The sequence below is a fragment of the Eubacterium limosum genome, from assembly GCF_000807675.2.
Classification (GTDB): Bacteria; Bacillota; Clostridia; order Eubacteriales; family Eubacteriaceae; genus Eubacterium; species Eubacterium limosum.
This window is the reverse complement of record NZ_CP019962.1, coordinates 930,964-952,197: the sequence shown is the minus strand read 5'-3', so window position 1 is coordinate 952,197 and position 21,234 is coordinate 930,964. Positions and strand designations below refer to the sequence as shown.

The window sequence follows — 21,234 nt, the reverse complement described above, 5'->3', positions numbered from 1 at the left end:
GTTATTTTTTAGACTTTATCCATACGTACCGCGCCACACCTACTCCACCGATGAGTATCAGAAGCCCAGCTATCATAAAGGGGGATTTTCCACTTCCTCCGGCCTCGGGCAGCTCTGCGCCAGTACCATAGTTTGCTTTTGAATAAGCCACCACAAAGGGGCCAAAGCCTTCCATGTTGCCTTTTGTCGTAAACTGTATGCCATTCTCCAGCTTTGTGATCGCGAGTGGGTCGCTGGTTGCATAAACCGGATTAGCGTAAGCGGCGCGGTTGGTCTCATAGAAGTGAAAAACCATAAAGTCATCATCGCTGGTCATCTCCTGTGGATAAGGATAAAATACAGTTACATCCCTGCTTGACTCAACAACAATGTTGCCATCCTCATTATCAACCAATTGAAGATATTTTACTTCATAAGATTTATTTTTCATATCGCTCCGCTGGTCCAAAACACTGGTAATACCATTGGCTTCATCTTCCAAAACGCCATCGGACATCAATGTAACATTAGCAATCTGAGATGCGTTCAGCGAAATTCCTGCTGTGTTTTTCAGCTGAGCCTCCGCTTCTACAAAGACTGCCGGATGCGGTGATTCAAAATTTTCTGGTACAGAGCCTGTCTTATAGGGTGTATACTGCGTTGGCATTTCGCTTTGCTCCCGAACTTCCAGCTGCCCATTTTGTGATAGCCGAAAATCGTATTGCAGACCCTGAGCATCGGTAGCGTTGATGGTATAGCCATGCTTTGTCTCAAAATCCTGAGCTGTGAGCTGAATCTGGTAGATTCCCGGCGCTTCATCAAGCGCCTGTGGGTCGTTGTGTACAGCTCCGGTATACGTGTTAACATATTGTGATCTAAAAGGATACGGATAGATAAAAAAGGTATGCTCACCCTCCACAAAAGGCTGTCCATCAATGGTAAAACTTAACATATCCAGCTCTTCCTGTGTCAGCGGCTGTCCTGGCTGTCCATTATTATCCCAAAAAAAAGTGAAATACGGACGTGGAAACGGATCTCCCGAAACCGAATTTCCTTCCTGATAAGCAATCATATCTAAAGCCTGCACGTGTATAAGATTGACATTGTCTGAACTCCCCTTAACCTCTGGCACCTCAAAATCAACGGTATTGGATTCTGCCATTTCTCCCGTCAGCTTCTGATAGGTCAGTGTTGTTGTGCCATTTGTCGGATAGGACCGCGTATTTTGAAAGCCTTCGTCGTCAGATTTCAGCAAAATATGATAGGTAAGCGCATAATGAAAACGCCCTTCCTCATCGGGCACGCCATCAACCGCGTGAAGGTTCCACTTCAATATACCTGTATCCGCATCGAAAGCTGTTTCCGGCGGTTTGGGATCATCCTCAAAGCCCATAAATTCAATATAATCTGCCATCGGGTCTTCAACATACCACGGTGTGATGGATTCCTGAATCTGCTTTTCAATTTCTGTAAAAATTTCAGCAAAAGCGCCCGCGTTCCCTGGAGCAATTTCGGTATACTGTCCAGAAGATGCAATATTTTTCATGATAAATACGCCCTGTCCATACTCAAGGTCACTCAGCGCAGGATTATGATAAAACACACTGTAAAGATCAATTCCCTGTGCTTTAGCAAACAGCGCTTCTGATACTGCCGACACCATATGTCCGTTAACATTTGCATCTGTTGTATAAATACCATCATTGTAAACAGGACTTCCCTTTACTCCATAATCAAAGCGATCAAATTTAAAAGTCATGTTATAGTTTCTTCCGGCAAAATTATGGGGGATTATATTAACATCACTAAGGCTTCCGGCAGCTGTTGGACTGGCCGAACGATTAGCGACGCCATCACTAAATAATACAATAAACTGAGGATTTCCAGAGGTATCTGCCGCCAGAATATCTCTAGCTTTTTTTATGCCCATCTGTATGTCTGTTTCACCGTTTGGTGCCTGAAGATCGTCAACGACTTGTTCAAACACTTCCACATCCCCCGTCATTGAATACTCATTGGAATAATAATAAATCTCATCATAGGCATCAAAATTCGGAGCGTCACCTCCGCCTTCGTAGGTAACCAGCCCTATTTTATTGCCAGAACTCCCATCTTTTAAAAATTCCTTGGCAAATTCCTTTAGGGCATCCCGGGCATAGGTGGCCGGTGTCGGTTCATCGCCCCAGCCCATACTGCCTGAGTTGTCAAGAACCAATACAATGGACCCGCTTTTTCCGTCAATGGTTTTTATATCCTGACTGGTAACAGCTTCTAATGTAATTTTAAAACGATCCTTATCTGTCTGCTCAATGGATTTCCTGTAGGAAAGCAATGTATCATCCGAAGTCTGAAACGCTGGATTGTAAACCACTTGATTCGGATAGTCCTCCGCATGGCTGACGCTGCTTGTGCTCAACACAAACACAAAGCAAAGAATAAGGATGCTCAACCATGCGCCGCTTCTGTTTATCAAGAGCTTTAATTTTGAAAAAGCACATTTTTGCTTTTCTTTATTACAAAACGGTATGTATCGCACTGTAATCAACTCCAATCTTTTTAGTCTGTTTTCTTAATTTATCTTCAAAAGCCGACGCTCTCATTGGTTTGTCATAGTAAAAACCCTGCACCATGTCACAGTCAAGCTGCCGCAACAGGTTTATCTGAGCTTCTGTCTCTATGCCTTCGGCCACAACGCTTAAATCAAGTTCGTGCGCCATGAGCAAAATGTGTTTTATCACGGTCATAAATTTTTGATGATTTTCAACCTTGTGAAAAAAGGTTTTATCCAGTTTTACAGTATCAATGGGCATATCCTTAAGAAAACCAAGGGACGAATACCCGCTGCCGAAATCATCTAACGCCACTGAAAATCCCTCTTTTCGAAGTGCTGCAAAAGACCGGCGCATCTGTCCAATGTCTTCCATCGCCATGCTTTCAGTGATCTCAATTTCCAAGAAATTTCTTGGCGTTTTCCATGCATCGGCAATTTCTCCCAATTCTTGGGCAAAGTGTTCGTTCAATAAATGCTGCTTTGAAAAATTAACGGATACCGCCACCGCCTCAATCCCGGCTTCACGCCAGGACCGAATGATCTTACACACCTTTTCAAACATATACAAATCCAAATTGATAATAAAACCATTTTTTTCAAAGATGGGGATAAAGCAATCGGGATAAAGAAAATTTTTTCCACCTGATATCCAGCGCACAAGCGCTTCGGCACCAACAATTCTTTCGTTTTGAAGTTCATATTTAGGCTGTAGAAAAGTCTCAAAAGCGCCCTCCTTAAGTGCAGCCTCCATTGTGGCTTTACTTATTTCTTCTACTAACATTTTTTTATCCTTTTCACACGCACCAACCACACTTACCCGATCCGTCATAGCGCCTGACTTTTTTGCCTTTGGCAAGCTTTTTCCCGGTCGTCCAAATTTTATTCTTTTTTTGTGTTTATTTATTTTTAATATGCGTATATAAAAAGCAAATGACGTAAGTATAAACGTTATAATGCTTGATAGGATGGTTGCTTCATATACCATGTACCTCTCCTTTCATGTTTAACATTTTATTAAAGTCGTTCTTAAAAAGGAAACAAACTTGTTAAATTCGTCTGATGCTATTTTACAAAATCAAATCAATTTTGAATATAGGAATATGAGATTTGGCAATTAACTGGCAACCTCTTTTTAAGTGTCATTTATTCCTTAAAAATGGCAAAAAGGCGGTCATTGGCATTGAGACTTGCCAATGATAATGTTACAATATGAAAAAATCACCAAAAGTATTAAAATTTCCATAATGAAAAGAGGCTACAGTTATGGCAAAAAATAGAACACAATTTGGCAGAATTATGGCGTTGCTTGATATTTCCCTTAATGAGATTTCAGAATATTTGCATATTGATAAAACGACTGTCAGCAAATGGCGTACTGGCAGCCGCAGGCTTACACCGCGTTCTCCTTATTTCGAGCCTATTCTGTCATTAATGCTTGAGCAAAACGACGCCATGCCTCAAAAGCCGCTCGTTGGCTTTTTATATGACCTGTATCCCGATGAACTTTTTGATAATCCAAGACAAATTCGTGATTTCCTGAAGCTCTATCTAAGCACACCGCCAGAGACGATGATTACCGCTGAAGCTCCTATGCAAAAAGATAGTCTTTCACATCAGGTGTTTGTCGGCATTGAAGGCAGGCAGGAAGCTCTAAATCTGGTTTTATGCCAGGCCGAAAAAATGACGGTTCCCGGCACCATTAAAATACTGGAGCTGGAGCAAATATCCTGGCTCTGCCGAGACCCTGTTTATCTTAAAAACACTATCACGCGATTAAAACAGTTAATGGAGCGAAACTTCCACGTCGAATTTGCCTTTTCCAGCGACCAAATCCGTCCACATTACATCAACTTTATTGCCGCAGTGGGAATCCTCCGTTTTCATAAAAATATTCACAAATATATCATTGATAATGACCGCATACAGGGACTTTTACCTTGTATCTATTTGGTATCCGACGGTTGTGTGTCAATCGGACTGGACAGTGACGAGCCCTCCATTCCTATTCACACCAACTTCTTTTCCGATCCGCTTAACCTCCATAAATATACAAAACTTTTTGATAAAGTCGTTCAGCTGTATGGTAACAAAGTACTTGTGACTAACTCCGCCAAAGACATAGACCGTATTTTAGAAAACATAAATTTTTTTAGCACAAAAAAAGAAGACCTTCTTTTTTACGGAGGTTACCCCAGCATTACCACCATGAGTCCAGAACTGCTTTCAGAAATCTTAGACAATAACAACATTCATGGCAATGTACGAACTCGCTGTATGCAGTATTATACCTATCTGCGTCACATCATGACTTCAACACCGCCAAATTACCTTGGGGTTTATAATTTAATTTTAGGTTCACTCGAGAAAGCCCTCTCCTTTGAGTATCACATCGAATATGAGCTTTCTGCTATCACCAATCGCCAGATCCAAAAAACGCCCAAACAATACCGGCGGCATCTTCGAGAAACCGTTGAATTTTTAGAAGCTTACCCTAACGTTAGAGCTATGCTCCTCTCTAACGGCTTTCAAAAGGAAATACCCTGTGTGTGGGTAAAACGAAACTTATGGAGCCTTGTGTTTAACACCTCCTGTCTCCCCAGCGAATACCAGATTATTTTTTGGGATGATGTCAATCTCGTCAACATGGCCATTGACGCAAGCAAATTTTTTGTAACAAACAACTACTCTATTGAGCATCGGCAAAAGGAATACAACATTCAAATTTTACAAGCCTTAAGCGAAGGAAAAATCATTTAGCTCAAACCTCACGAAGTCTTTAAATATAAAAAAGCAGATTAACTCATGACTAAAAGTTAATCTGCTCCTTAGTATCTCATCGTTTTTATTATTTGCATAAAAAAACTGGCTTTCAGAATCTCTGAAAACCAGCGTTTTTTTATTGTTGGCGGAGAAGGAGGGATTTGAACCCTCGCACCGCGTTAACGGCCTATACCCTTAGCAGGGGCACCTCTTATAGCCACTTGAGTACACTCAGAGTCCAACAACTTTGGAGAGCCCTGAACCCCGCATAAATACTAGGTTTTTGAAGTTTTTCTTTTTTTAAATTTTAGCTTACTGACTATTTTTTAGTTTATACTGACTATTTTTATAAACCTTGAATCATTTCGACCGCAGCCTTACATGCCTGTTTCTTATCTTCTTCATTAACATCCGTATATACCTTTAAAAACATATTTGGATTGGAATGTCCCAGAACTTTTGCACCAACAGTAGGCGATACCTTTCCACGTGCCATTGCCGTTGCAAAATTATGCCGAAAGCGGTGGGGATGAATCCCCTCAATTCCGCAACGCTCCGCAAAGTTTCTAAGTTTTAATGCTAGCACATTTGGTTGTACAGCGGTTCCCCGTTGGCTAATAAAAATAAAATCTTTATTTCCTTTCTGCCTGATTTTTTCCATAAGTTTTTTATCTTCACGATAACTTTCATGCAGTTTGATAAAATTGTCGATAATCTCATCCGGTACATAAACGAATCGGTTTCCCGATACTGTCTTAGGCGGAACGGTAATGACACCACGTTTTGTAATGTTAAAGTCCTCGTCAATTTCGATATTATAGGTCAATGTCTTTGTAACCGCTATTTTTTTATTCTCTTTATCTATATCCTGTATCTTAAGGCCTGCCAATTCTCCAATACGCAACCCCGTTGCAAGCAAAGCCGTAACCATGACATAAACAAAGAAATTTTCTTTTCGGCTGCATTCTATAAGTTTATGGTAATCCTCAACACTTACCTCTCTTACCACTCTCGATTTCTTTTTACACAACGGCAATTCAAGTTTTTCTTTTTTCAAGATATTGCTTTCGATCAATTTTTTCTTAACTGCATAATCCAATGTCTGTTCAATAAAATTTAGTTTTCTTAAAAAAGTAGTCTTTACTATCGGCTTTTTTCCAAGCAGTAAGTCTTTTGCAAACTTTTCAAAGATTTCAATATTATCAACCGTCTCCTGTAATGTAACGTTCTTAAGATATTTTTGGATTGTTTTATAATTATCAACATAGGTTCCTAACGTCCGGTCCGTCACATAACCACGCTTTTTTTGATTGACAAATTCCTTGTAAAATTCAGATAAGAGAATCCCATTTTTATTTATTTTTTCTTTTTCAATCTGGGATTCTATTTCAAGAAGTTCTTTGTGAAGCGTCTCTTCCAATTTGGAATAATGGTCCATTACTGCTGTTTCAAGGTTCTTAAAAGCGATTTCTTTTGTTTTTCCAGTACGCACCTTTCGGATTCGTTTTCCATTTGAATCAATCCCTAAATCAATGGAAGCTTCCCATATTTTACGCTCCTCACGATATCTTAATCCACCGCTCCCTTTTTCTCTTCTTTGGTTATCAATGCTTTCCATACTCACGATCTTTTTTGATCTCAATATTTCAATCGCACTAAGTATTGCATTTCTTCTAGCTTCCAGTACATCTGACATTGTCATTTTTTAAATATACGGTACACCAACAGTGTATAATATATTTTCATGCAATGCAATTATGTATTAGCCAGTGTATATACAACTAACCTTAGCGGCGTTATTCCTTTACGTTTCGACGTGATAAAAATCGAAGGAAAAGTAGGGTCGTGGTAGAGTTTTTCCTGAATCGTTTTGTCGCTAACCTGAAAGAAATCTTTTAATTCTTTGGAGCCAAGTATTTCTTTATCATAATTTTTCTGAAGTCGGCTTGATTCATTTGTGATTGTCACATTTAACGCTTTAAGTAAGTTAGAATAATATTCTTCTTGCTCTTTTTTAACAGCATTTTTTAAAGTCACGTTATTTAATTCAATTGTCGCGCTCTTTTTTCTTATAATAAGCTCGTGACAGATATTTTTTCTGCTTAATATTTCATTCTGTATCTTTAAAATACTGTTGTCCATTTATAGGCACCTCTCATTATTAAAAAGATGTTTTAAACAATTTATTTCTATGTCGGTTTGCCATACACCACCGACAAGGCATTATTAAGGCATCGGTTTTGGTTAGAAACCGACGAAGGTAAAGCGAACCCATCTTCCCTCTCTCCATATTGCATAGAGAGCAGCACATAACCGTCGCATTGCCCTTTCTCCAGTATCCTTGCAAAAAATACTACCATGAATTTTTTATAGCCGTAGTTGACCGCAAATGCGCCTGCGCTAACGTCGCTCACTGCCGGATCAAGGGGTCTACCTTAATAATCTTAATTCAGTTTTCAAAGACCTAAAAGGATTTGAAACAATTGTTTTCAAATGGATATTGTGATCATTTTAAAATCAATTTTCTGATCTTAATATTTATCCTCTTATATCTATATAGGAAAAAATCTGAAAAGCGTCGAAGCTTTTTTGATTTCTTAAGAAACGAGCCTAAACCAAAAAGGTTTAGGCTCGTGAATTACTTACTTTTCAATAATGCTCTTTAACTTTTTGAGAATCTTTATTTTTCGACTGGTAATCGTTGATCTGGGTATGCCTGTTTCCCGGGCAAGTGCTGTATCTGTTTTCTGCTCAAAAAACAACGCGTTAATGATGAACATTTCCTGCTCGTTAAGCTGATTTAACGCATTTTCTAGCGATTCCAATAACATTCCTGTCTCAACAATTTTAAAAACATCTACATTTGCCTTAATGAGCATACTCTTGTCGTTTTTTAATTCATTAAGTGAAATAGGATTATAATAATCATCTAAGTTTTTTAAGTATCTTTGCCTTTCTAAATCTCGATATAAAGATTTATACTGTTCTGGTGTTACTTCTAAAAGCATCCCTTGTAATGGAAAGAATTTTTTGCTTGCATACTCCTCTGGGTAAGCTTCACAATACTTACAAAGCTCATCGTAAGTGATTTCGTCATACTGGCCGACCTCATTCTTAACAAAACATTTTGCAGTTGCTTTCATGGTTTTATCCTCCGTTCAATTTGATTTTTAAAGTTCAAATTAAACGGAGGCGGACCGCGAGGGTAACGCAAAAAAAAGGCACGATATTTCTCAGTGAAATAAGCGTGCCCTACACAATGTAAAAATTTTAGTTTTAGAAAATACTTAGAAGCGTTTTATTATTACATATACAACAAACAGTTAAAATATAAAAATAATATAGAATATTTCATTTTGTTGTTTAGGTATACCTATTTCTACTCCCTCTTTTCTTTAAGCATTTCTTAAGATACTATTATTCTACCATTTTTAGGTGGGATAAGCAATATTTTTAAGCATAATATAATGAATAAAGATATTTATTATATTAATTATTAAAATATTTATTGATTTACTTTTTGATTTACTTTTTTCTAAAATAAGATATCGAATTTAAGCGCAATCATAACAAAAAAATACATCTAAAATATATCCTCAGGTAGCCAATCCTCTCGGATTCGTGTTCGGATAACATCATAGACAATCTCTTTTTCGTATTGATCAAAAGTTTTTCCGATAACACCCATATTAATCGCAAGCATCGGTTTTAAACCACGTCGTATTGTTCTCAAACTTCCCATGATTCCCCTTAAATCCACCGATTTAGTTGAAATTTCTGAGTTCATTGCCTTTTCCTGCAAATCGAGGAATATTCCAGCAAATTGTCGCAACATATCCTCTTTTGCATCAGAAAATTCTTGTTTTAAAATAACCATTAGCGTTTCTTCATCAATCTGAGGAATATCTATAGTCATAAAACGGGATACTAATGCTTCGTTCAATTCTTTTGTTCCTGCGTATTCGTAATTCATCGTACCAATAAAGCGTGTCGCGGGATCAAGACTAATTTTTTCATATCCTGGCACATCAATAATTTTTCGATAGTCAAGTGCAGAATGGAGCACAACAAGCGCATCGTTTTTTGCCATATTAATCTCATCGAAAACACCGAATCCGCCATTCGCTGCACATTCATAAACAGATCCGCGGCGCAGACGCACTTCATTGTCAATGAATGTATCCGTTCCAATAAGGCTTGTACTGTCAGTATTAACATGAAATGATGTGTTCCATTGAGGTCTTCCAAAAACCTCACAAAGATTATCGGCCAAAACATTCTTACCTGTTGCCTTTGGCCCACTCAAAAGAATATTTTCACCCTCTAATATAGCGGTAATACACATTGACCATATATCCTTTCCGTAAAAAATCGTTTCACATTTTGGTATACGATCTTTAAGATTTTCAGCAACAAGATACTCTTTTCTAAAGCATTCAACATCCTTGATTAATTTTTCATTAACGCCTTGTTCTTCTAATTTTTCAAAAATAGTCATTTTCTTTTATCCTTTTTCTAGTAATCTTAATTTGTAATAACTCTTTTTAAATAGGTCGTGACAATATCCGCAAAATGGTTAATATTTCGGCTAAAAACAAAATCTTTGCCATATATATGTTTTTCTGCTTCCAGATCACGCTCATCGCCTGTAAAAACGCCTAACACTGAAATTCCTCGCTGCCTGGCAACACGGACTTCTTTTGCCGTATCTGCAACGCCCAATCCTCCATTATATGCTAATATTCCCCTAAATGGATTTGTTCTATCCGTTGATTCCATATGAACATCATTGGGCTTTCCATCGCTTAAAATAATTAATATTTTATTTTCTTCACTACGTCGGTATAATCCGTCACAAATACTTCGAATTGCCAAACCATCCCGATTGCTACCCTCGCAGTAATACTCAAATATATTTTCTGTCGTTTTTATTGAATCGGAATAATCTCGGAAACGCTTCATGACTGTAAAATTCATAAAACAATTAAAACCAGTCACCCTGCAAGGTATTCCAGATTCTAGTAATGCCATTGCAATGATATAGGCTTGAATCGCCACTAACGGCTCACGCCCTTTTTGAGACATACTGCTATCTAAAAGGAGGTCAACAACAAACCCGCCTTTATCATTACTTTCAAAATGCTCAAATAGACGACTTGTCGGAGTTTTTCCAACTCTCCATACTGTTCTTGCATTAATACTTCCCCAATCGCTCAGAACAGGATACTTAGAACGCTCCATCGTTAAAGTACGTAATAACGCGTCACGGAGTCTTTTTATCGTCCGCGTATAAATACGCAAATTTTCCTGATAAACATTGATATTGCGGTGTTGGTCTCTTAATGCATATTTTTTCTTGAAATCACTATCACATTTACTTCTTAAAACACCATCCGTAAAATGCAAACAACAATCACGATGTGCCCCCTTGCATAAAGTATTTTGAAGTTTTTTAGTCTGATAAATTTCTAAATAGGGACTTCCGCAAAAATGCGCGACCTGTTTCTGCATATTATCAACATCATTTTGATTAACAAGGACTACCTCCGTTTTTCCAATCTCCCATTCTTCTTCCTCACGATTATCTTCTTCCCGCTCCACTTCTCTCAGCTCTTTTATTTGAAGCAGATCATCAACAGACTTATTAATGAATTCTTCGGTGTTAATAACTTCTTTTTTGCTGTTTTCATCCAGTAAATACTGGATAGGTTCTACCTCTTTGACATTCTGCCATTCAATATAAAGGTTATCCACCCCATTAATAAATTCTTCAGTGGTATCCGATCGTGAGATTTCTAAAATTTTTTGGCTCATTGCCAGAACGTTTTTTTCTGCTTTGCTGCTAATTTCGGCTAATGCTTCAAAAATCGCAAATTCTACCAAATCTAAAAACTGTTGTGATTTTGGATTTTTAAGCAGTGTAACGATTTCGGAACACGCTTCTTTTTGAATGTCTGCTACACCCGGACGCTCTTTGGATATCTGTCTGATTACCATTGGATTCACCGCTAAAAAGATTAAAGTTTGAAGTTTTTCAAGATTGAAATTCTGTCTGATTCGACCTTTTACATAACCGTTTACTTTCAGCCAATCAATAAATTTCCGACGACCGCCTGCCATAATCCCATAATAGAGTGCAATATTTTTTGATAAACTTGCTTTTTCTTTTGGCCCCATTTGTGCTGTGTAATCGCCGCAAATCGTCCACATCAGATTTGAAACCCTGTTATCAAATTCACAGTCATCATATTCCCAATGTATATTTTCGTTCATATTGAACCTCTTTTTCCATACAACAACTACTTTAAAATTTTTTTAACAATTCAACAATATCCTCAATTTCAAGGTTGCTGCCATTTTTTATTACACAATCATTAATCACTAATACCGCCTGACTTGTTACTTTACATCCAGCAATGTTTTCAGAATCTTTAATTCTCTCGCATTGTCCTTCTTTCTTCAAAATTGCCAAAGCATCCTGGGCTTTTTGAAGCAATCGGGTGCACTCCGGTTCTTCTGCACCTAATACTTTTATATAAAAAAATTGTTCACCCATTTCTTTCATTGCTTTTTCCATAGAATCTTCATTTCCAAACATATTGTCCAAAATCGACATTTTATTTCCTCCTGAAATCATAAAATTAACGTTGAATACTTGATTTTATATTAGTGATATAATAATATAATAATAAACTTATTTAAAAGGAGCACTAAATGAAAAAAGTAGCCTTTATATGTGTACATAATTCTTGTCGTTCTCAAATTGCAGAAGCCCTCGGAAAGCATCTTGCCAGTGATGTTTTTGAAAGTTATAGTGCTGGTACCGAACCAAAATCAAATATTAATCCCGATGCTGTCCGCATAATGAAAACCTATTATCATATTGATATGGAACAAACCCAAAGACCAAAACTCCTCGAATCCTTACCCCCAATTGATATTGTCGTTACAATGGGCTGTAATGTTACTTGTCCACACATTCCCTGCTCAATTCATATGGATTGGGGACTGGATGATCCAACTGGTAAAGATGACACGGTCTTTCTCAAAACAATAAAAGAGATCGAAACTAAGATACTCTTACTAAAGTCAAAACTTAAGTGACAATTCATTTATAATTATATAATTATTTTAGCATATTCTCAAATGCTTTTCTATAGCGAATACGGGTAATATTTTATCGCAAAAAAAGGAAGCAACGCTAACATCGCTTCCTTTTGCATTTTCATTTATTCATTTTAGTTAACAACAGCCACTTCCGCCACTGCAGCAGCCACCGTTTTGTGCCACTTTTTCCTGAATTAATAATGTTACCAATTCTTCCTTTGACATCCCACTCCAATCAAGTAATTCATCGTTTGTCGGATACTCGCCTTTTTTCAAAACTGCGCCATCCACCACTGTAACTGGCAGTGCATCTGCTCCTTCCTTCAGAATCACATCATTTACTGCTGCATTATCAATGTAAGCCTGCGGTTCTTCGGAAAGATTATGCCGCTTAATCTCCTTTCCTGCTTTTTGCAGATTGCTGACCATGGTGGCCATCCGCAGCAATTCAGGATCAACACCCGGGCCGCAAACACCTGTTGAACAACACATTGCCGGATCAAATATTTCGATTTTCTTCATTTTAACTGCCTTCTTTCTGTTCATACTTTTTTTCCAAAAGCATTTTTGTCACACATGCGCAGGGAATGTTTTCCGCTATATACGCATTAAAATTGTCCAAATCTTCCTGTAATTGCTTTTCTTCGGTCAATCGGTCAAACACTTCCATAATAAAAGGATTCGCCTTTACAAAATCCTCGTTTATTTTATAATAAGCAAATTTATTTTCGCGCCAGGTATCCAGTAACCCCAACTGGTTCATATTTCGCAGATGTCTGGAAAGATTCGATTGGTTTAATTCCAACAGATACTCTATTTCGCACACGCACAAAGGCTTTTGATTCAAAAGGTTTAAGATTCTCAGACGATTGACGTCAGATAAAGTTTTTAATATATTTATGATCATGATTTTCTCCATTCCAACACACATGAATTTATACTCATATTATTATAAACTATTTTCATATGTTTGTCATCAAAATGGTGTCCATCTTATTTTTGCCATGGAATAACGACATAATTTCCTTTGGTTTCTTCTGCAATGCGGTTAATCCATTTTTCTTCATTTGCTGCACGTGCTTTTAAAAATGGATCATTCGTATCCGCAGCCAATAAACTGGCGTTGATGACCCACCACTTATTGTCAATATCGGCTCGGTTCAGGTCTTCTTCCAAACGGTAGGCTTCGAAATAAGGTGTTGCTTCTGGAAGAGCAACAATCACTACTTCGGTTTCGTTTTTATTTTTCAATCGTGGCAACAGTTTCATCACTGACTCAGGAATCTCCGCATTCGAGCGCTCCATTTCCTTGTGGTAGCTTTCTGTTGAGTTGAGCAATAATAAGGTGTGTCCGGTAGGTGCCGTATCAATAACGACGACTTTTTCCTCTGCTTTTTCAACAATATCCGCAAAAGCCCGGAATACAGCAATTTCCTGAGTACATGGAGAGCGCAGATCTTCTTTGATATAGTCTAAATCTTCTTTGCTCACACCGCCTGCAATGGCTTTACTGATTACTTCATCTTTATATTTCTGTAATTCTTCGGCTTCGTCAATATTGCTGACTTCCACATTTCGGTTGGCAATGGCCTGTGCACTGATATTTCCTGCCGGATCAGTAGTGGTCAAATGTACTTTTTCGCCAAACTTTGCTAATCCCAGAGCAATGGCCGCTGCGATTGTTGTTTTGCCGACACCACCTTTTCCCATTGTAAAAATAACTTTTTTCTTGCTTTTGTGCAGATCGTTGATTAATGTGGTTAATCCGGGAAACTCAAAATTGTTATTAAAATCATCCAATTCTGACAGATCATCGCTTATCAACATTCTCCGGATATTGTCAATACCGCTGACATTATAGGAGCGGAGTGGCAGCACAAAGACCGGCATTGCTTTTAAAGATTCAGGAATTCCTGCCATAGCCTTTTGCTGCTTTTCAAAAAAGCTTTCTGAAACTGGATCGCTGTTATTTACTCTTTCCAAAACACCATTAATGATAAGCTCCTGATTATTTACACCAATATCGGATAATTCTTTTGATGCCCTGGCGGCTTCGTCAAGCGGTGCTTTTTCAGGTCTAGAAACCAAGATTAAAGTCGTCATATCTTTATCGGACAGAGTTTTAACCGCATGGGCATACATTTCTTTTTTGTCTCCCAAACCAGAAAGCTGTCCTAAACAGGAAGCCCCATGAGTGCTTTCGTCAATAAATGAATCCCAAGCAGATGGCAATTGAAGCATCCGCAATGTATGACCCGTTGGTGCCGTATCAAAAATAATATAATCATACTGATTATTGATTTTATCGTCAGTAATAAAATGCGCAAATTCATTAAATGACGCAATTTCTACTGTACAGGAGCCAGATAATTGTTCTTCCATATTCGCAATAATGGATTCCGGCATTTTCCCTCGATAAGGGCCAACCACAGACTCGCGATATTCTGCTGCCGCTTCTTCTGGATTAAGATTCGCAACCACTAAATTTGGTACTTGTTTGATGGAAACGCCTTTGTTATCCAGCTCTGTTTCAAAAACATCCTGTAAGTTTGAAGCAGGGTCTGTACTGATCAAAAATACTTTTTTCCCTTTATCTGCAAGGGATACTGCTGTCGCGCAAGCTGTTGATGTTTTTCCAACACCACCTTTTCCTGTGTAAAATAAATATTTGGTCAGACCGGCATTTTCCGGATTAAAAACTTCATACATATTAACGCCTCATTTCTGTTATTATTTACATGATCCAAAAATCATATGTTTTTATAATCATATGATAATACACTCATATGATTTTGTCAACGATTTTTTGAATTTTTTTTAGATGCTTTTATAAAAGCTTTAAAAAGCTTTTGTGCATGAACATTATCAGAATAAAGCAGTTCTGGATGCCATTGCACCGCTAATCCGAAATCTAATGTTTTAATCTGAACTGCTTCAATCAGTCCATCATTACTCCTAGCCACAACTTCCAGATGGTTCCCAAGTTTTTTAATCCCCTGATGATGAAAACTATTTACATCTATATGTTCTTCTTTTGTAATAGCGTATAATAGTGAAGCCGCTTTGATCGTAATACTATGAACCGGTACATTCACTGCTGCTTTTTGTTCATGTTGTAATGGCATTTTCCTTTTGTTTTGAATGTTTACATCTTGAAAGAGCGTGCCGCCTAATACAACATTAATGAGCTGCAATCCACGACAAATACCAAGCACTGGCCTATTCACTTTGAGAATTTCTTTAAAAAGTTGTGTTTCCAGCTCATCCCTTATCGGCAGTATCTCATTAGAACAATGACACATATCCTGATGATATAATTCCGGGCTGACATCCTGTCCGCCGGTAAAGAGAAAACCATCTAGTTTTTGCACTATTTTTTTTAAATCCTTTTTACGTCTGGCAAAGGGTAAAAGAAAGGGTATACCGCCCGCGTCCATGATTGCATCCATATATTCCGGAAAAATTCTAATTTTGTGTTCTGCAACCTGATATTGTGGTAAAACACCAATTAATGGTTTTTTATTCATCCAATCCCTCTCTACTTTCACGCAACTCACACTGCGGCAAAATCAAATCCAATTCACAAGTTTAACAGCACGTTCCGCAGCTACAACCTACCCCAGATTCTTCACGGAAAACTTTAAGAATATCAAGTAATTCTTCTGAGTTGAGCTGTAGCCATTCACCAATTTCCGCATTGTTTGGAAAAGTACCCATTCGTTTTACTTCGCCATTGATTAACGTTATTGGCAAAAGTCCTTCACCTTCCATTATGAGTGCTTGTCCGATAATTGGGTGATCTAAAAATTCCTCTTCATCGGTAGCAAAATTAAAAATTGAAATAGAATAATCTCTCTCGATTAAGGCATCTAACAATGGGGTGATCTTCCGCAATTGTTCTTTTTGCTCATTTGTCATACGAGCCGGTTCATAAATTTCAAATTTTGTTTCATCTTTCATTTTTTATTCCCTCACATGATTTTAAATTCATATGTGTTTATAATCATATAATATATCCGACTTCCCTTTTTGTCAATACAATGATTGACTTTTTCATAAAAAAATAATATTATAGCTATATAATTAAATATTTATTTAAGGAGATTGTTATGGTTGCTTATCTTGACAATGCCGCTACTTCTTTTCCAAAACCATCAAATGTGATTGAGTCAATGACGGCATTTATGGCTCAAAACGGAGCAACTTCCGGACGTGGCGCGTATCAGAAAGCTTTATTGTCCGATCAGTTAGTCTTTCAAGCCCGTTCTAAAACAGCACGCTTCTTTAATCATCCCGATCCAAAGACCGTTGTATTTACTAAAAATGTAACAGAAGCCGTCAACATTGCTTTGAAGGGATTTTTAAAGTCCGGGGATCAAGTTGTCACAAGCGCAGTGGAACACAATGCGGTTTGGCGCTGTCTTAAAATGCTTGAAAAAAATAAGGGTGTTTGTATAAACGTGGTACCCGCAGATAAGAATGGACAAACATCCCCTGAATCTGTTGAGCGCGCTCTAACCTTTAAGACAAAACTGATTGTTTTTAACCACGCATCAAATGTACTTGGAACAGTTCAGCCGATTCAGGCCATTGGTGAAATGGCAAATCTACGGCACATTCCCTTAATGGTCGATACCGCGCAGACTGCCGGACATTTTCCCATAGATATGCAAGATTCTCATATTGATATTCTCGCTTTTACCGGACATAAGGGTTTAATGGGGCCGATGGGGATTGGCGGCCTGGTTCTTTCTCCAAACTTAGATATTGAACCGCTAATCTCTGGCGGCACCGGGGGCGATTCCGCTTATCCCTATCAACCGGATTACTATCCGAATCATCTGGAAGCCGGTACACTTAATGTTCCCGGAATCATTGGCCTAAGTTCAGGAATTGACTTTATTAATGAAACGGGACTTGAAGGCATCCATTCAAAAATTAAAATGCTTTATAATTATGCAGTACATCAGCTTGATACAATACCAGGTATTGAACTTTATGGCCCACTTGATGCGCAAAAAACGGTCGGAGTTATTCCTTTTAACCTTAAGGGGTGTCCTCCTGAAGAAATTGCTTTTTATTTAGACCAGAAACACCATGTTATGATCCGGGCCGGTCTGCATTGTGCGCCTTCCGCCCATCAGTTAATGGGTACCCTTGAACGTGGGGCTTGCCGCATTGGATTGGGCTATTATAATTCAAAAATGGATGTTGATCAGCTGGTTAATGGCCTGCGTGGCTATTTGAGAAACAAGGGAGCAGTATTATGTATTTAGACCATATTGCGATTGTTTTTATGGAACCCTGTACAACGGGGCATGGAAGAATTAAAATCCGCGCTCAATTAGCGCGCAATATTGATGACTTACTGCCCTATCTCAACGCAGTTATTAAAACGGCAAATTACAACCCAAAGGCGCCGTCTTTCAGCTATAAAACAGGAAATCATATCATCACTGTTCAGGGCGATACTCTTTCTGCCACTCAAATGGAGAATGAAAGTGACGCTTACGAATTTCTTGAGCAATTTCAAATAATAGTTAATGACACCGCAGATAATAAAGCGCATATTACCCCTCTAAATAAGCAACGTGAACGGCTGAAGCCGTTTGAGTTGTATCGCTATCTTCCCAAAACAAACTGTAAGTCATGTGGCGAAGCAACCTGCATGGCTTTTGCCACAAAGCTTGTAGACGGCAGCCAAAAACTAGATCGCTGCACTCTTTTAAAAGAACAAGAAAATTCCCTGAATTATCAACATCTTGCGTTCATCTTAAAAGAATCCGGTTATGATCTTCACTAAATACACAAAAGAGACAGGAGGCACTGCTTATTCCTGTCTCTTTGTCAAATAAAGCCCTTCATTCAGTTTGAGCTTTTTCAAACGCATCCGTAAAAACAGAAAGCATACTATAGAAATATGCTACTAACTGACAATTCGCATTGAAATTAGGGGATTGTAATAATTCTTTTACTTCTTCTGGAGTGTAAAATCCACCATGAATTTCTTCATGCTCATTCATAAATGCATCTGATATTTCTCCTGTAACTTCAGCAACAACAAAAGTCATTCGAAGGTCAGTCATTGATGCTGCTGCAAAAGTTGATGGTAAAACTGTTACAATGTTGGACACTTCAAGTCCAGTCTCCTCATATATTTCACGATGAACACAGTCTTCAATGTTTTCTCCCGGCTCAATGCGACCAGCAACTAAATTATACACATAGTCATTGACTGCCATACGAAACTCACGTAACAACAACAATTTTCCTTTATAAAGGGCAATAATGGCTACTCCATTGTTTGTTTTTCCAATATCATCCGGATTTACTAGTTCGTTAAAACTGATCATTTCATATTCTTTTTGTCGTCCATTTGTATTGAGAAATGTAAGCTTAAAATTTTTGATAAAGTGACCATCTTTAATTTTTTCCATATTAATCAGATGTAATTTACGGTTCCCCATTTTTCCTCCATAAACATTTATTTTGTCCATATACATTCCACTCCGAAAAAAAACTTCTAAAGGGTATCAAATATTTTACATATTTCTGCTGCTACTTGATCCACATATTGTAGCTGTTCTGGCGTTAAATCCTTGGTAGAAATGGTTTGATGATCCAGAGCTATTTCTTCTCCGAGTATGGCTTCTACATCAACGATTCCTGCAACTGCATTACTGTATTTCTCGATGGCCCGTTTCGCACAGCATTTACTGCATCCATCCACTGAAATTGTTGGGTGATTCTGAGCAAAAGCCCGCTCTTGGTCACCGCCTGCAATGAAAAGGGGCAGACATAAAGTGCTCACTGCTCCTGGTCTCAAAGTTTCCATCATCTTTCGAACAGCCAGACGGGAAATCGTTCCGCCTAAGCATTCTTCGCCACTGCATGCAATAATTCCAATATTCTGTTCACCCATTTGATTATTCCCCCTTCTTCATGGCTTTTACTTCATCAGCCATTACCGCTGCCAATTCATCCGCAAATTTCCATCCATCCTCAGACAGATAAGTGCCCGTACCATGTTCTTCCCCCCGGTGCGCTTTCATAAAGTCAATGACACGATGTTTACCGCAGATCGCTCCACCGGCGGCTTCCACACTCTTTTGGGCACAGCATTTCGCGCAGCCGTCAATGGTGATGCACGGCTGGCCTTCAATTTTCGATACTATTTCTTCATCGCCGGTCACGATGTGTGCTAAGCACAGACGTTCTGTGTCTTCCGGCAATAATTCTCCTGTCACTTTTAGTGCTGATTCACGGGCAATCAGTCCCAGCACCTTTCCAATACCACTACATGGAATGATTTTTACCTTACTCATTGATTTCCTCTACTTTCTTCTTCATAATTTCAAAATATTCCTCATAAGATATGAGCATTTCTATATCTTCATCCCAATCTGTGAGTTTTATCTCAGCAATCCATCCCTTTTCATAAGGACTTTCATTCACGCGTTCAGGTTCTTCTTCCAAAACGTCATTGATGGCTGTAACAATGCCGCTTACCGGCGAAACCAGTTCAAAAATTGATTTTCCGGATTCCACAGATCCTACATCATCAAACTGCTCGATTTCGCGTCCAATCTCCGGGAAATCGACAAATAGAATATCGGATAAATTTTGCTGCACAAAATCCGTAACACCCACACGTGCAAAGCCGTTTTCAATAAAAACCCAACAATCATTCTCATTAAAATAATAGGCTTCCTTTGGTACTTTAAAAACAAATTTTCCCTTGCTGAAAGAAGCATAGTCAACGGCCTGGGGCATTACGAAAACGGATTGTTCTCCTTCCTCAGGTTTTGCTTGAAAATCTTCAACGATTCCATTGATAAAATCTTTGAGTTCTTCATCTATTTCAAGGTAATCCCCTAATGAAAGCCCGGCATCCTTGGCTTTTTCACTCACATTAATCCGTTCTGTTACTTTTAAATTGTTCTCAGATGCCAATTTACTTGCACATCTCGTATTGCAGCCATCAATGACTAATAGGGGCTTTTCTTCTAAAATTTTGTTATAACGTTTTTGAGCGGCATGGTAAAGCACGGGACAAATCAGTTCATGATTTCCTTCTTCCAAAATTTCCAAAGCGACCTCACGTGTCAAGGAACCGGCAAATTTATCCAATCCATTGCAAGGCAGAATACAAAAATCTTTTTCCATATTATTTTCCTTCTTTACGTATAGCTTTGATTAACCTGGTTGTTGCTGGCTTATCTGGAAATGAAATGGCATCAAGACCGCATGTTTTTCCACACGCCCGACAAAAGACCACACAATTATCAGGATTCTTAACCACTAGTTTATGCACACCATTTTCCTGCTTTTCAAAAACTTGGTGAGGACAAAAATCAAAGCAATCCATACAATCGTTACATTTGCTGTAATCTATCCGCGGAGACCAGTCAATCCGATTTCGTTCTACTCCCATAAAAGTAGTATCACTCATATCTATACCTCCAATCCCATATCTTCGAGTGCTTTTTCAACTTTTTCAAAGGCCTGTTCATTTGTCATATCACGTATATCTAACATAACAGCGTCTTTTTCAATGTCGAGTCCAGCATCTTTAAAAGCATCTTTAAACATTTTTCGCTGCATATTCGGCGCACAAGCACCAATCACAACTTTTCGTCCTGTCTTTAGAAAATCTGCAAAAAAACGGTCTCCATCTTCCTCGCACATTTGGGGGTGAATAATAGCATATTCTACTGGAAGCTCTACCCTTACTTGATTAATAAAATCCCATATATCCATTGCCTGAAATCCTGGGCATTTCCCCGTACAGACACACATTAAAAATCCTGGCAAATTATCATTCATATTAGCACCTC

Annotated in this window: 23 protein-coding genes; 4 read left to right on the top strand and 19 right to left on the bottom strand. The window is 38.3% G+C overall.

Annotated elements, in window-relative coordinates; translation table 11 throughout:
• Position 1: 1 nt before the first annotated feature.
• Positions 2 to 2,428, bottom strand: a complete 2,427-nt coding sequence (locus B2M23_RS04385; RefSeq protein WP_038351942.1) for a vWA domain-containing protein — start codon at positions 2,426 to 2,428, stop codon at positions 2 to 4.
• 64 nt (positions 2,429 to 2,492) lie between these two features.
• Positions 2,493 to 3,515 (bottom strand): EAL domain-containing protein, encoded by a 1,023-nt coding sequence (locus tag B2M23_RS04380; protein WP_052237187.1) that lies wholly within the window; start codon positions 3,513 to 3,515, stop codon positions 2,493 to 2,495.
• Between the two features lie 278 nt (positions 3,516 to 3,793).
• Between B2M23_RS04380 and B2M23_RS04375 the strand changes: the two genes are divergently transcribed.
• Positions 3,794 to 5,287 (top strand): hypothetical protein, encoded by a 1,494-nt coding sequence (locus B2M23_RS04375; RefSeq protein WP_038351943.1) that lies wholly within the window; start codon positions 3,794 to 3,796, stop codon positions 5,285 to 5,287.
• Between the two features lie 349 nt (positions 5,288 to 5,636).
• On the opposite strand, the gene B2M23_RS04365 is transcribed toward B2M23_RS04375, so the two are convergent.
• The 6 genes from B2M23_RS04365 to B2M23_RS04340 all read right to left on the bottom strand — a co-directional run bounded on the left by B2M23_RS04365 (position 5,637) and on the right by B2M23_RS04340 (position 11,906).
• The gene (locus B2M23_RS04365) at positions 5,637 to 6,908 is read right to left on the bottom strand and encodes a tyrosine-type recombinase/integrase (protein ID WP_038351944.1); all 1,272 of its coding nucleotides are present in this window, start codon (positions 6,906 to 6,908) and stop codon (positions 5,637 to 5,639) included.
• A 137-nt stretch (positions 6,909 to 7,045) separates the two neighbouring features.
• Complete coding sequence (locus B2M23_RS04360) at positions 7,046 to 7,432, bottom strand: hypothetical protein (RefSeq protein ID WP_013378602.1); 387 nt, start codon at positions 7,430 to 7,432, stop codon at positions 7,046 to 7,048.
• A gap of 500 nt (positions 7,433 to 7,932) precedes the next feature.
• Positions 7,933 to 8,433, bottom strand: a complete 501-nt coding sequence (locus B2M23_RS04355; RefSeq protein ID WP_013378601.1) for a sigma factor-like helix-turn-helix DNA-binding protein — start codon at positions 8,431 to 8,433, stop codon at positions 7,933 to 7,935.
• Positions 8,434 to 8,873: 440 nt separating this feature from the next.
• Entirely contained in the window at positions 8,874 to 9,788 is a 915-nt protein-coding gene (locus B2M23_RS04350; protein ID WP_013378599.1) for an AAA family ATPase, read from the bottom strand.
• Positions 9,789 to 9,814: 26 nt separating this feature from the next.
• Entirely contained in the window at positions 9,815 to 11,563 is a 1,749-nt protein-coding gene (locus B2M23_RS04345) for a vWA domain-containing protein (RefSeq protein ID WP_013378598.1), read from the bottom strand.
• A gap of 31 nt (positions 11,564 to 11,594) precedes the next feature.
• On the bottom strand, positions 11,595 to 11,906 hold the full coding sequence (locus tag B2M23_RS04340) for a thioredoxin family protein (protein ID WP_013378597.1): 312 nt from the start codon (positions 11,904 to 11,906) through the stop codon (positions 11,595 to 11,597).
• Between the two features lie 98 nt (positions 11,907 to 12,004).
• Between B2M23_RS04340 and B2M23_RS04335 the strand changes: the two genes are divergently transcribed.
• A complete protein-coding gene (locus tag B2M23_RS04335; protein WP_013378596.1) occupies positions 12,005 to 12,394 on the top strand; it encodes an arsenate reductase ArsC in 390 nt (129 codons plus the stop codon).
• A gap of 138 nt (positions 12,395 to 12,532) precedes the next feature.
• Here B2M23_RS04335 and arsD read toward each other — a convergent pair whose 3' ends face one another.
• From arsD to B2M23_RS04310, 5 genes are all read right to left on the bottom strand, one after another.
• Entirely contained in the window at positions 12,533 to 12,919 is a 387-nt protein-coding gene (arsD, locus tag B2M23_RS04330) for an arsenite efflux transporter metallochaperone ArsD (protein ID WP_013378595.1), read from the bottom strand.
• A 1-nt stretch (position 12,920) separates the two neighbouring features.
• The gene (locus tag B2M23_RS04325) at positions 12,921 to 13,304 is read right to left on the bottom strand and encodes an ArsR/SmtB family transcription factor (protein WP_158308574.1); all 384 of its coding nucleotides are present in this window, start codon (positions 13,302 to 13,304) and stop codon (positions 12,921 to 12,923) included.
• A gap of 86 nt (positions 13,305 to 13,390) precedes the next feature.
• Positions 13,391 to 15,106, bottom strand: a complete 1,716-nt coding sequence (gene arsA, locus B2M23_RS04320) for an arsenical pump-driving ATPase (protein ID WP_013378593.1) — start codon at positions 15,104 to 15,106, stop codon at positions 13,391 to 13,393.
• Between the two features lie 86 nt (positions 15,107 to 15,192).
• Positions 15,193 to 15,924 (bottom strand): gamma-glutamyl-gamma-aminobutyrate hydrolase family protein, encoded by a 732-nt coding sequence (locus tag B2M23_RS04315; protein WP_013378592.1) that lies wholly within the window; start codon positions 15,922 to 15,924, stop codon positions 15,193 to 15,195.
• Between the two features lie 61 nt (positions 15,925 to 15,985).
• A complete protein-coding gene (locus tag B2M23_RS04310) occupies positions 15,986 to 16,357 on the bottom strand; it encodes an arsenic metallochaperone ArsD family protein (RefSeq protein WP_013378591.1) in 372 nt (123 codons plus the stop codon).
• A gap of 149 nt (positions 16,358 to 16,506) precedes the next feature.
• On the opposite strand from B2M23_RS04310, the gene B2M23_RS04305 reads away from it, so the two are divergent.
• Both B2M23_RS04305 and B2M23_RS04300 read left to right on the top strand, forming a co-directional pair.
• The gene (locus B2M23_RS04305) at positions 16,507 to 17,673 is read left to right on the top strand and encodes a cysteine desulfurase (protein WP_013378590.1); all 1,167 of its coding nucleotides are present in this window, start codon (positions 16,507 to 16,509) and stop codon (positions 17,671 to 17,673) included.
• Positions 17,664 to 18,200 (top strand): (Fe-S)-binding protein, encoded by a 537-nt coding sequence (locus tag B2M23_RS04300; RefSeq protein ID WP_013378589.1) that lies wholly within the window; start codon positions 17,664 to 17,666, stop codon positions 18,198 to 18,200. Before B2M23_RS04305 ends, B2M23_RS04300 begins: the two co-directional genes overlap by 10 nt.
• A 58-nt stretch (positions 18,201 to 18,258) precedes the next feature.
• On the opposite strand, the gene B2M23_RS04295 is transcribed toward B2M23_RS04300, so the two are convergent.
• Genes B2M23_RS04295 through B2M23_RS04270 form a run of 6 tightly spaced genes read right to left on the bottom strand, consistent with a single transcriptional unit; the run spans position 18,259 to position 21,223 of the window.
• Entirely contained in the window at positions 18,259 to 18,894 is a 636-nt protein-coding gene (locus B2M23_RS04295; RefSeq protein WP_050814032.1) for an NUDIX hydrolase, read from the bottom strand.
• A 26-nt stretch (positions 18,895 to 18,920) separates the two neighbouring features.
• Positions 18,921 to 19,319 carry a putative zinc-binding protein gene (locus B2M23_RS04290; RefSeq protein ID WP_013378587.1) on the bottom strand — a complete coding sequence of 133 codons (399 nt, stop codon included), beginning with the start codon at positions 19,317 to 19,319 and terminating at the stop codon, positions 18,921 to 18,923.
• A gap of 4 nt (positions 19,320 to 19,323) precedes the next feature.
• Positions 19,324 to 19,722, bottom strand: a complete 399-nt coding sequence (locus B2M23_RS04285) for a putative zinc-binding protein (RefSeq protein WP_013378586.1) — start codon at positions 19,720 to 19,722, stop codon at positions 19,324 to 19,326.
• Positions 19,715 to 20,563, bottom strand: coding sequence for a glycine cleavage system protein GcvH (gene gcvH / locus B2M23_RS04280; protein ID WP_038351945.1), 849 nt, complete (start codon positions 20,561 to 20,563; stop codon positions 19,715 to 19,717). The genes B2M23_RS04285 and gcvH overlap by 8 nt, the downstream gene beginning before the upstream one ends.
• Position 20,564: 1 nt before the next feature.
• Positions 20,565 to 20,849 carry a 4Fe-4S dicluster domain-containing protein gene (locus B2M23_RS04275; protein WP_038351946.1) on the bottom strand — a complete coding sequence of 95 codons (285 nt, stop codon included), beginning with the start codon at positions 20,847 to 20,849 and terminating at the stop codon, positions 20,565 to 20,567.
• Between the two features lie 2 nt (positions 20,850 to 20,851).
• Complete coding sequence (locus tag B2M23_RS04270; protein ID WP_013378583.1) at positions 20,852 to 21,223, bottom strand: hypothetical protein; 372 nt, start codon at positions 21,221 to 21,223, stop codon at positions 20,852 to 20,854.
• Positions 21,224 to 21,234 lie beyond the last annotated feature (11 nt).

Bases quoted from the DNA above. Each gene is read 5' to 3' on its own strand.
- B2M23_RS04380 (WP_052237187.1), bottom strand. From the start codon at position 3,515: ATGGTATATGAAGCAACCATCCTATCAAGCATTATAACGTTTATACTT.
- B2M23_RS04375 (WP_038351943.1), top strand. From the start codon at position 3,794: ATGGCAAAAAATAGAACACAATTTGGCAGAATTATGGCGTTGCTTGAT.
- B2M23_RS04275 (WP_038351946.1), bottom strand. From the start codon at position 20,849: ATGAGTGATACTACTTTTATGGGAGTAGAACGAAATCGGATTGACTGG.
- B2M23_RS04290 (WP_013378587.1), bottom strand. From the start codon at position 19,319: ATGGGTGAACAGAATATTGGAATTATTGCATGCAGTGGCGAAGAATGC.
- B2M23_RS04360 (WP_013378602.1), bottom strand. From the start codon at position 7,432: ATGGACAACAGTATTTTAAAGATACAGAATGAAATATTAAGCAGAAAA.
- B2M23_RS04270 (WP_013378583.1), bottom strand. From the start codon at position 21,223: ATGAATGATAATTTGCCAGGATTTTTAATGTGTGTCTGTACGGGGAAA.
- B2M23_RS04315 (WP_013378592.1), bottom strand. From the start codon at position 15,924: ATGAATAAAAAACCATTAATTGGTGTTTTACCACAATATCAGGTTGCA.
- B2M23_RS04355 (WP_013378601.1), bottom strand. From the start codon at position 8,433: ATGAAAGCAACTGCAAAATGTTTTGTTAAGAATGAGGTCGGCCAGTAT.
- B2M23_RS04325 (WP_158308574.1), bottom strand. From the start codon at position 13,304: ATGATCATAAATATATTAAAAACTTTATCTGACGTCAATCGTCTGAGA.
- B2M23_RS04295 (WP_050814032.1), bottom strand. From the start codon at position 18,894: ATGGACAAAATAAATGTTTATGGAGGAAAAATGGGGAACCGTAAATTA.
- gcvH (WP_038351945.1), bottom strand. From the start codon at position 20,563: ATGGAAAAAGATTTTTGTATTCTGCCTTGCAATGGATTGGATAAATTT.
- B2M23_RS04345 (WP_013378598.1), bottom strand. From the start codon at position 11,563: ATGAACGAAAATATACATTGGGAATATGATGACTGTGAATTTGATAAC.
- B2M23_RS04350 (WP_013378599.1), bottom strand. From the start codon at position 9,788: ATGACTATTTTTGAAAAATTAGAAGAACAAGGCGTTAATGAAAAATTA.
- B2M23_RS04310 (WP_013378591.1), bottom strand. From the start codon at position 16,357: ATGAAAGATGAAACAAAATTTGAAATTTATGAACCGGCTCGTATGACA.
- arsA (WP_013378593.1), bottom strand. From the start codon at position 15,106: ATGTATGAAGTTTTTAATCCGGAAAATGCCGGTCTGACCAAATATTTA.
- B2M23_RS04335 (WP_013378596.1), top strand. From the start codon at position 12,005: ATGAAAAAAGTAGCCTTTATATGTGTACATAATTCTTGTCGTTCTCAA.
- B2M23_RS04340 (WP_013378597.1), bottom strand. From the start codon at position 11,906: ATGTCGATTTTGGACAATATGTTTGGAAATGAAGATTCTATGGAAAAA.
- arsD (WP_013378595.1), bottom strand. From the start codon at position 12,919: ATGAAGAAAATCGAAATATTTGATCCGGCAATGTGTTGTTCAACAGGT.
- B2M23_RS04285 (WP_013378586.1), bottom strand. From the start codon at position 19,722: ATGAGTAAGGTAAAAATCATTCCATGTAGTGGTATTGGAAAGGTGCTG.
- B2M23_RS04365 (WP_038351944.1), bottom strand. From the start codon at position 6,908: ATGGAAAGCATTGATAACCAAAGAAGAGAAAAAGGGAGCGGTGGATTA.
- B2M23_RS04300 (WP_013378589.1), top strand. From the start codon at position 17,664: ATGTATTTAGACCATATTGCGATTGTTTTTATGGAACCCTGTACAACG.
- B2M23_RS04305 (WP_013378590.1), top strand. From the start codon at position 16,507: ATGGTTGCTTATCTTGACAATGCCGCTACTTCTTTTCCAAAACCATCA.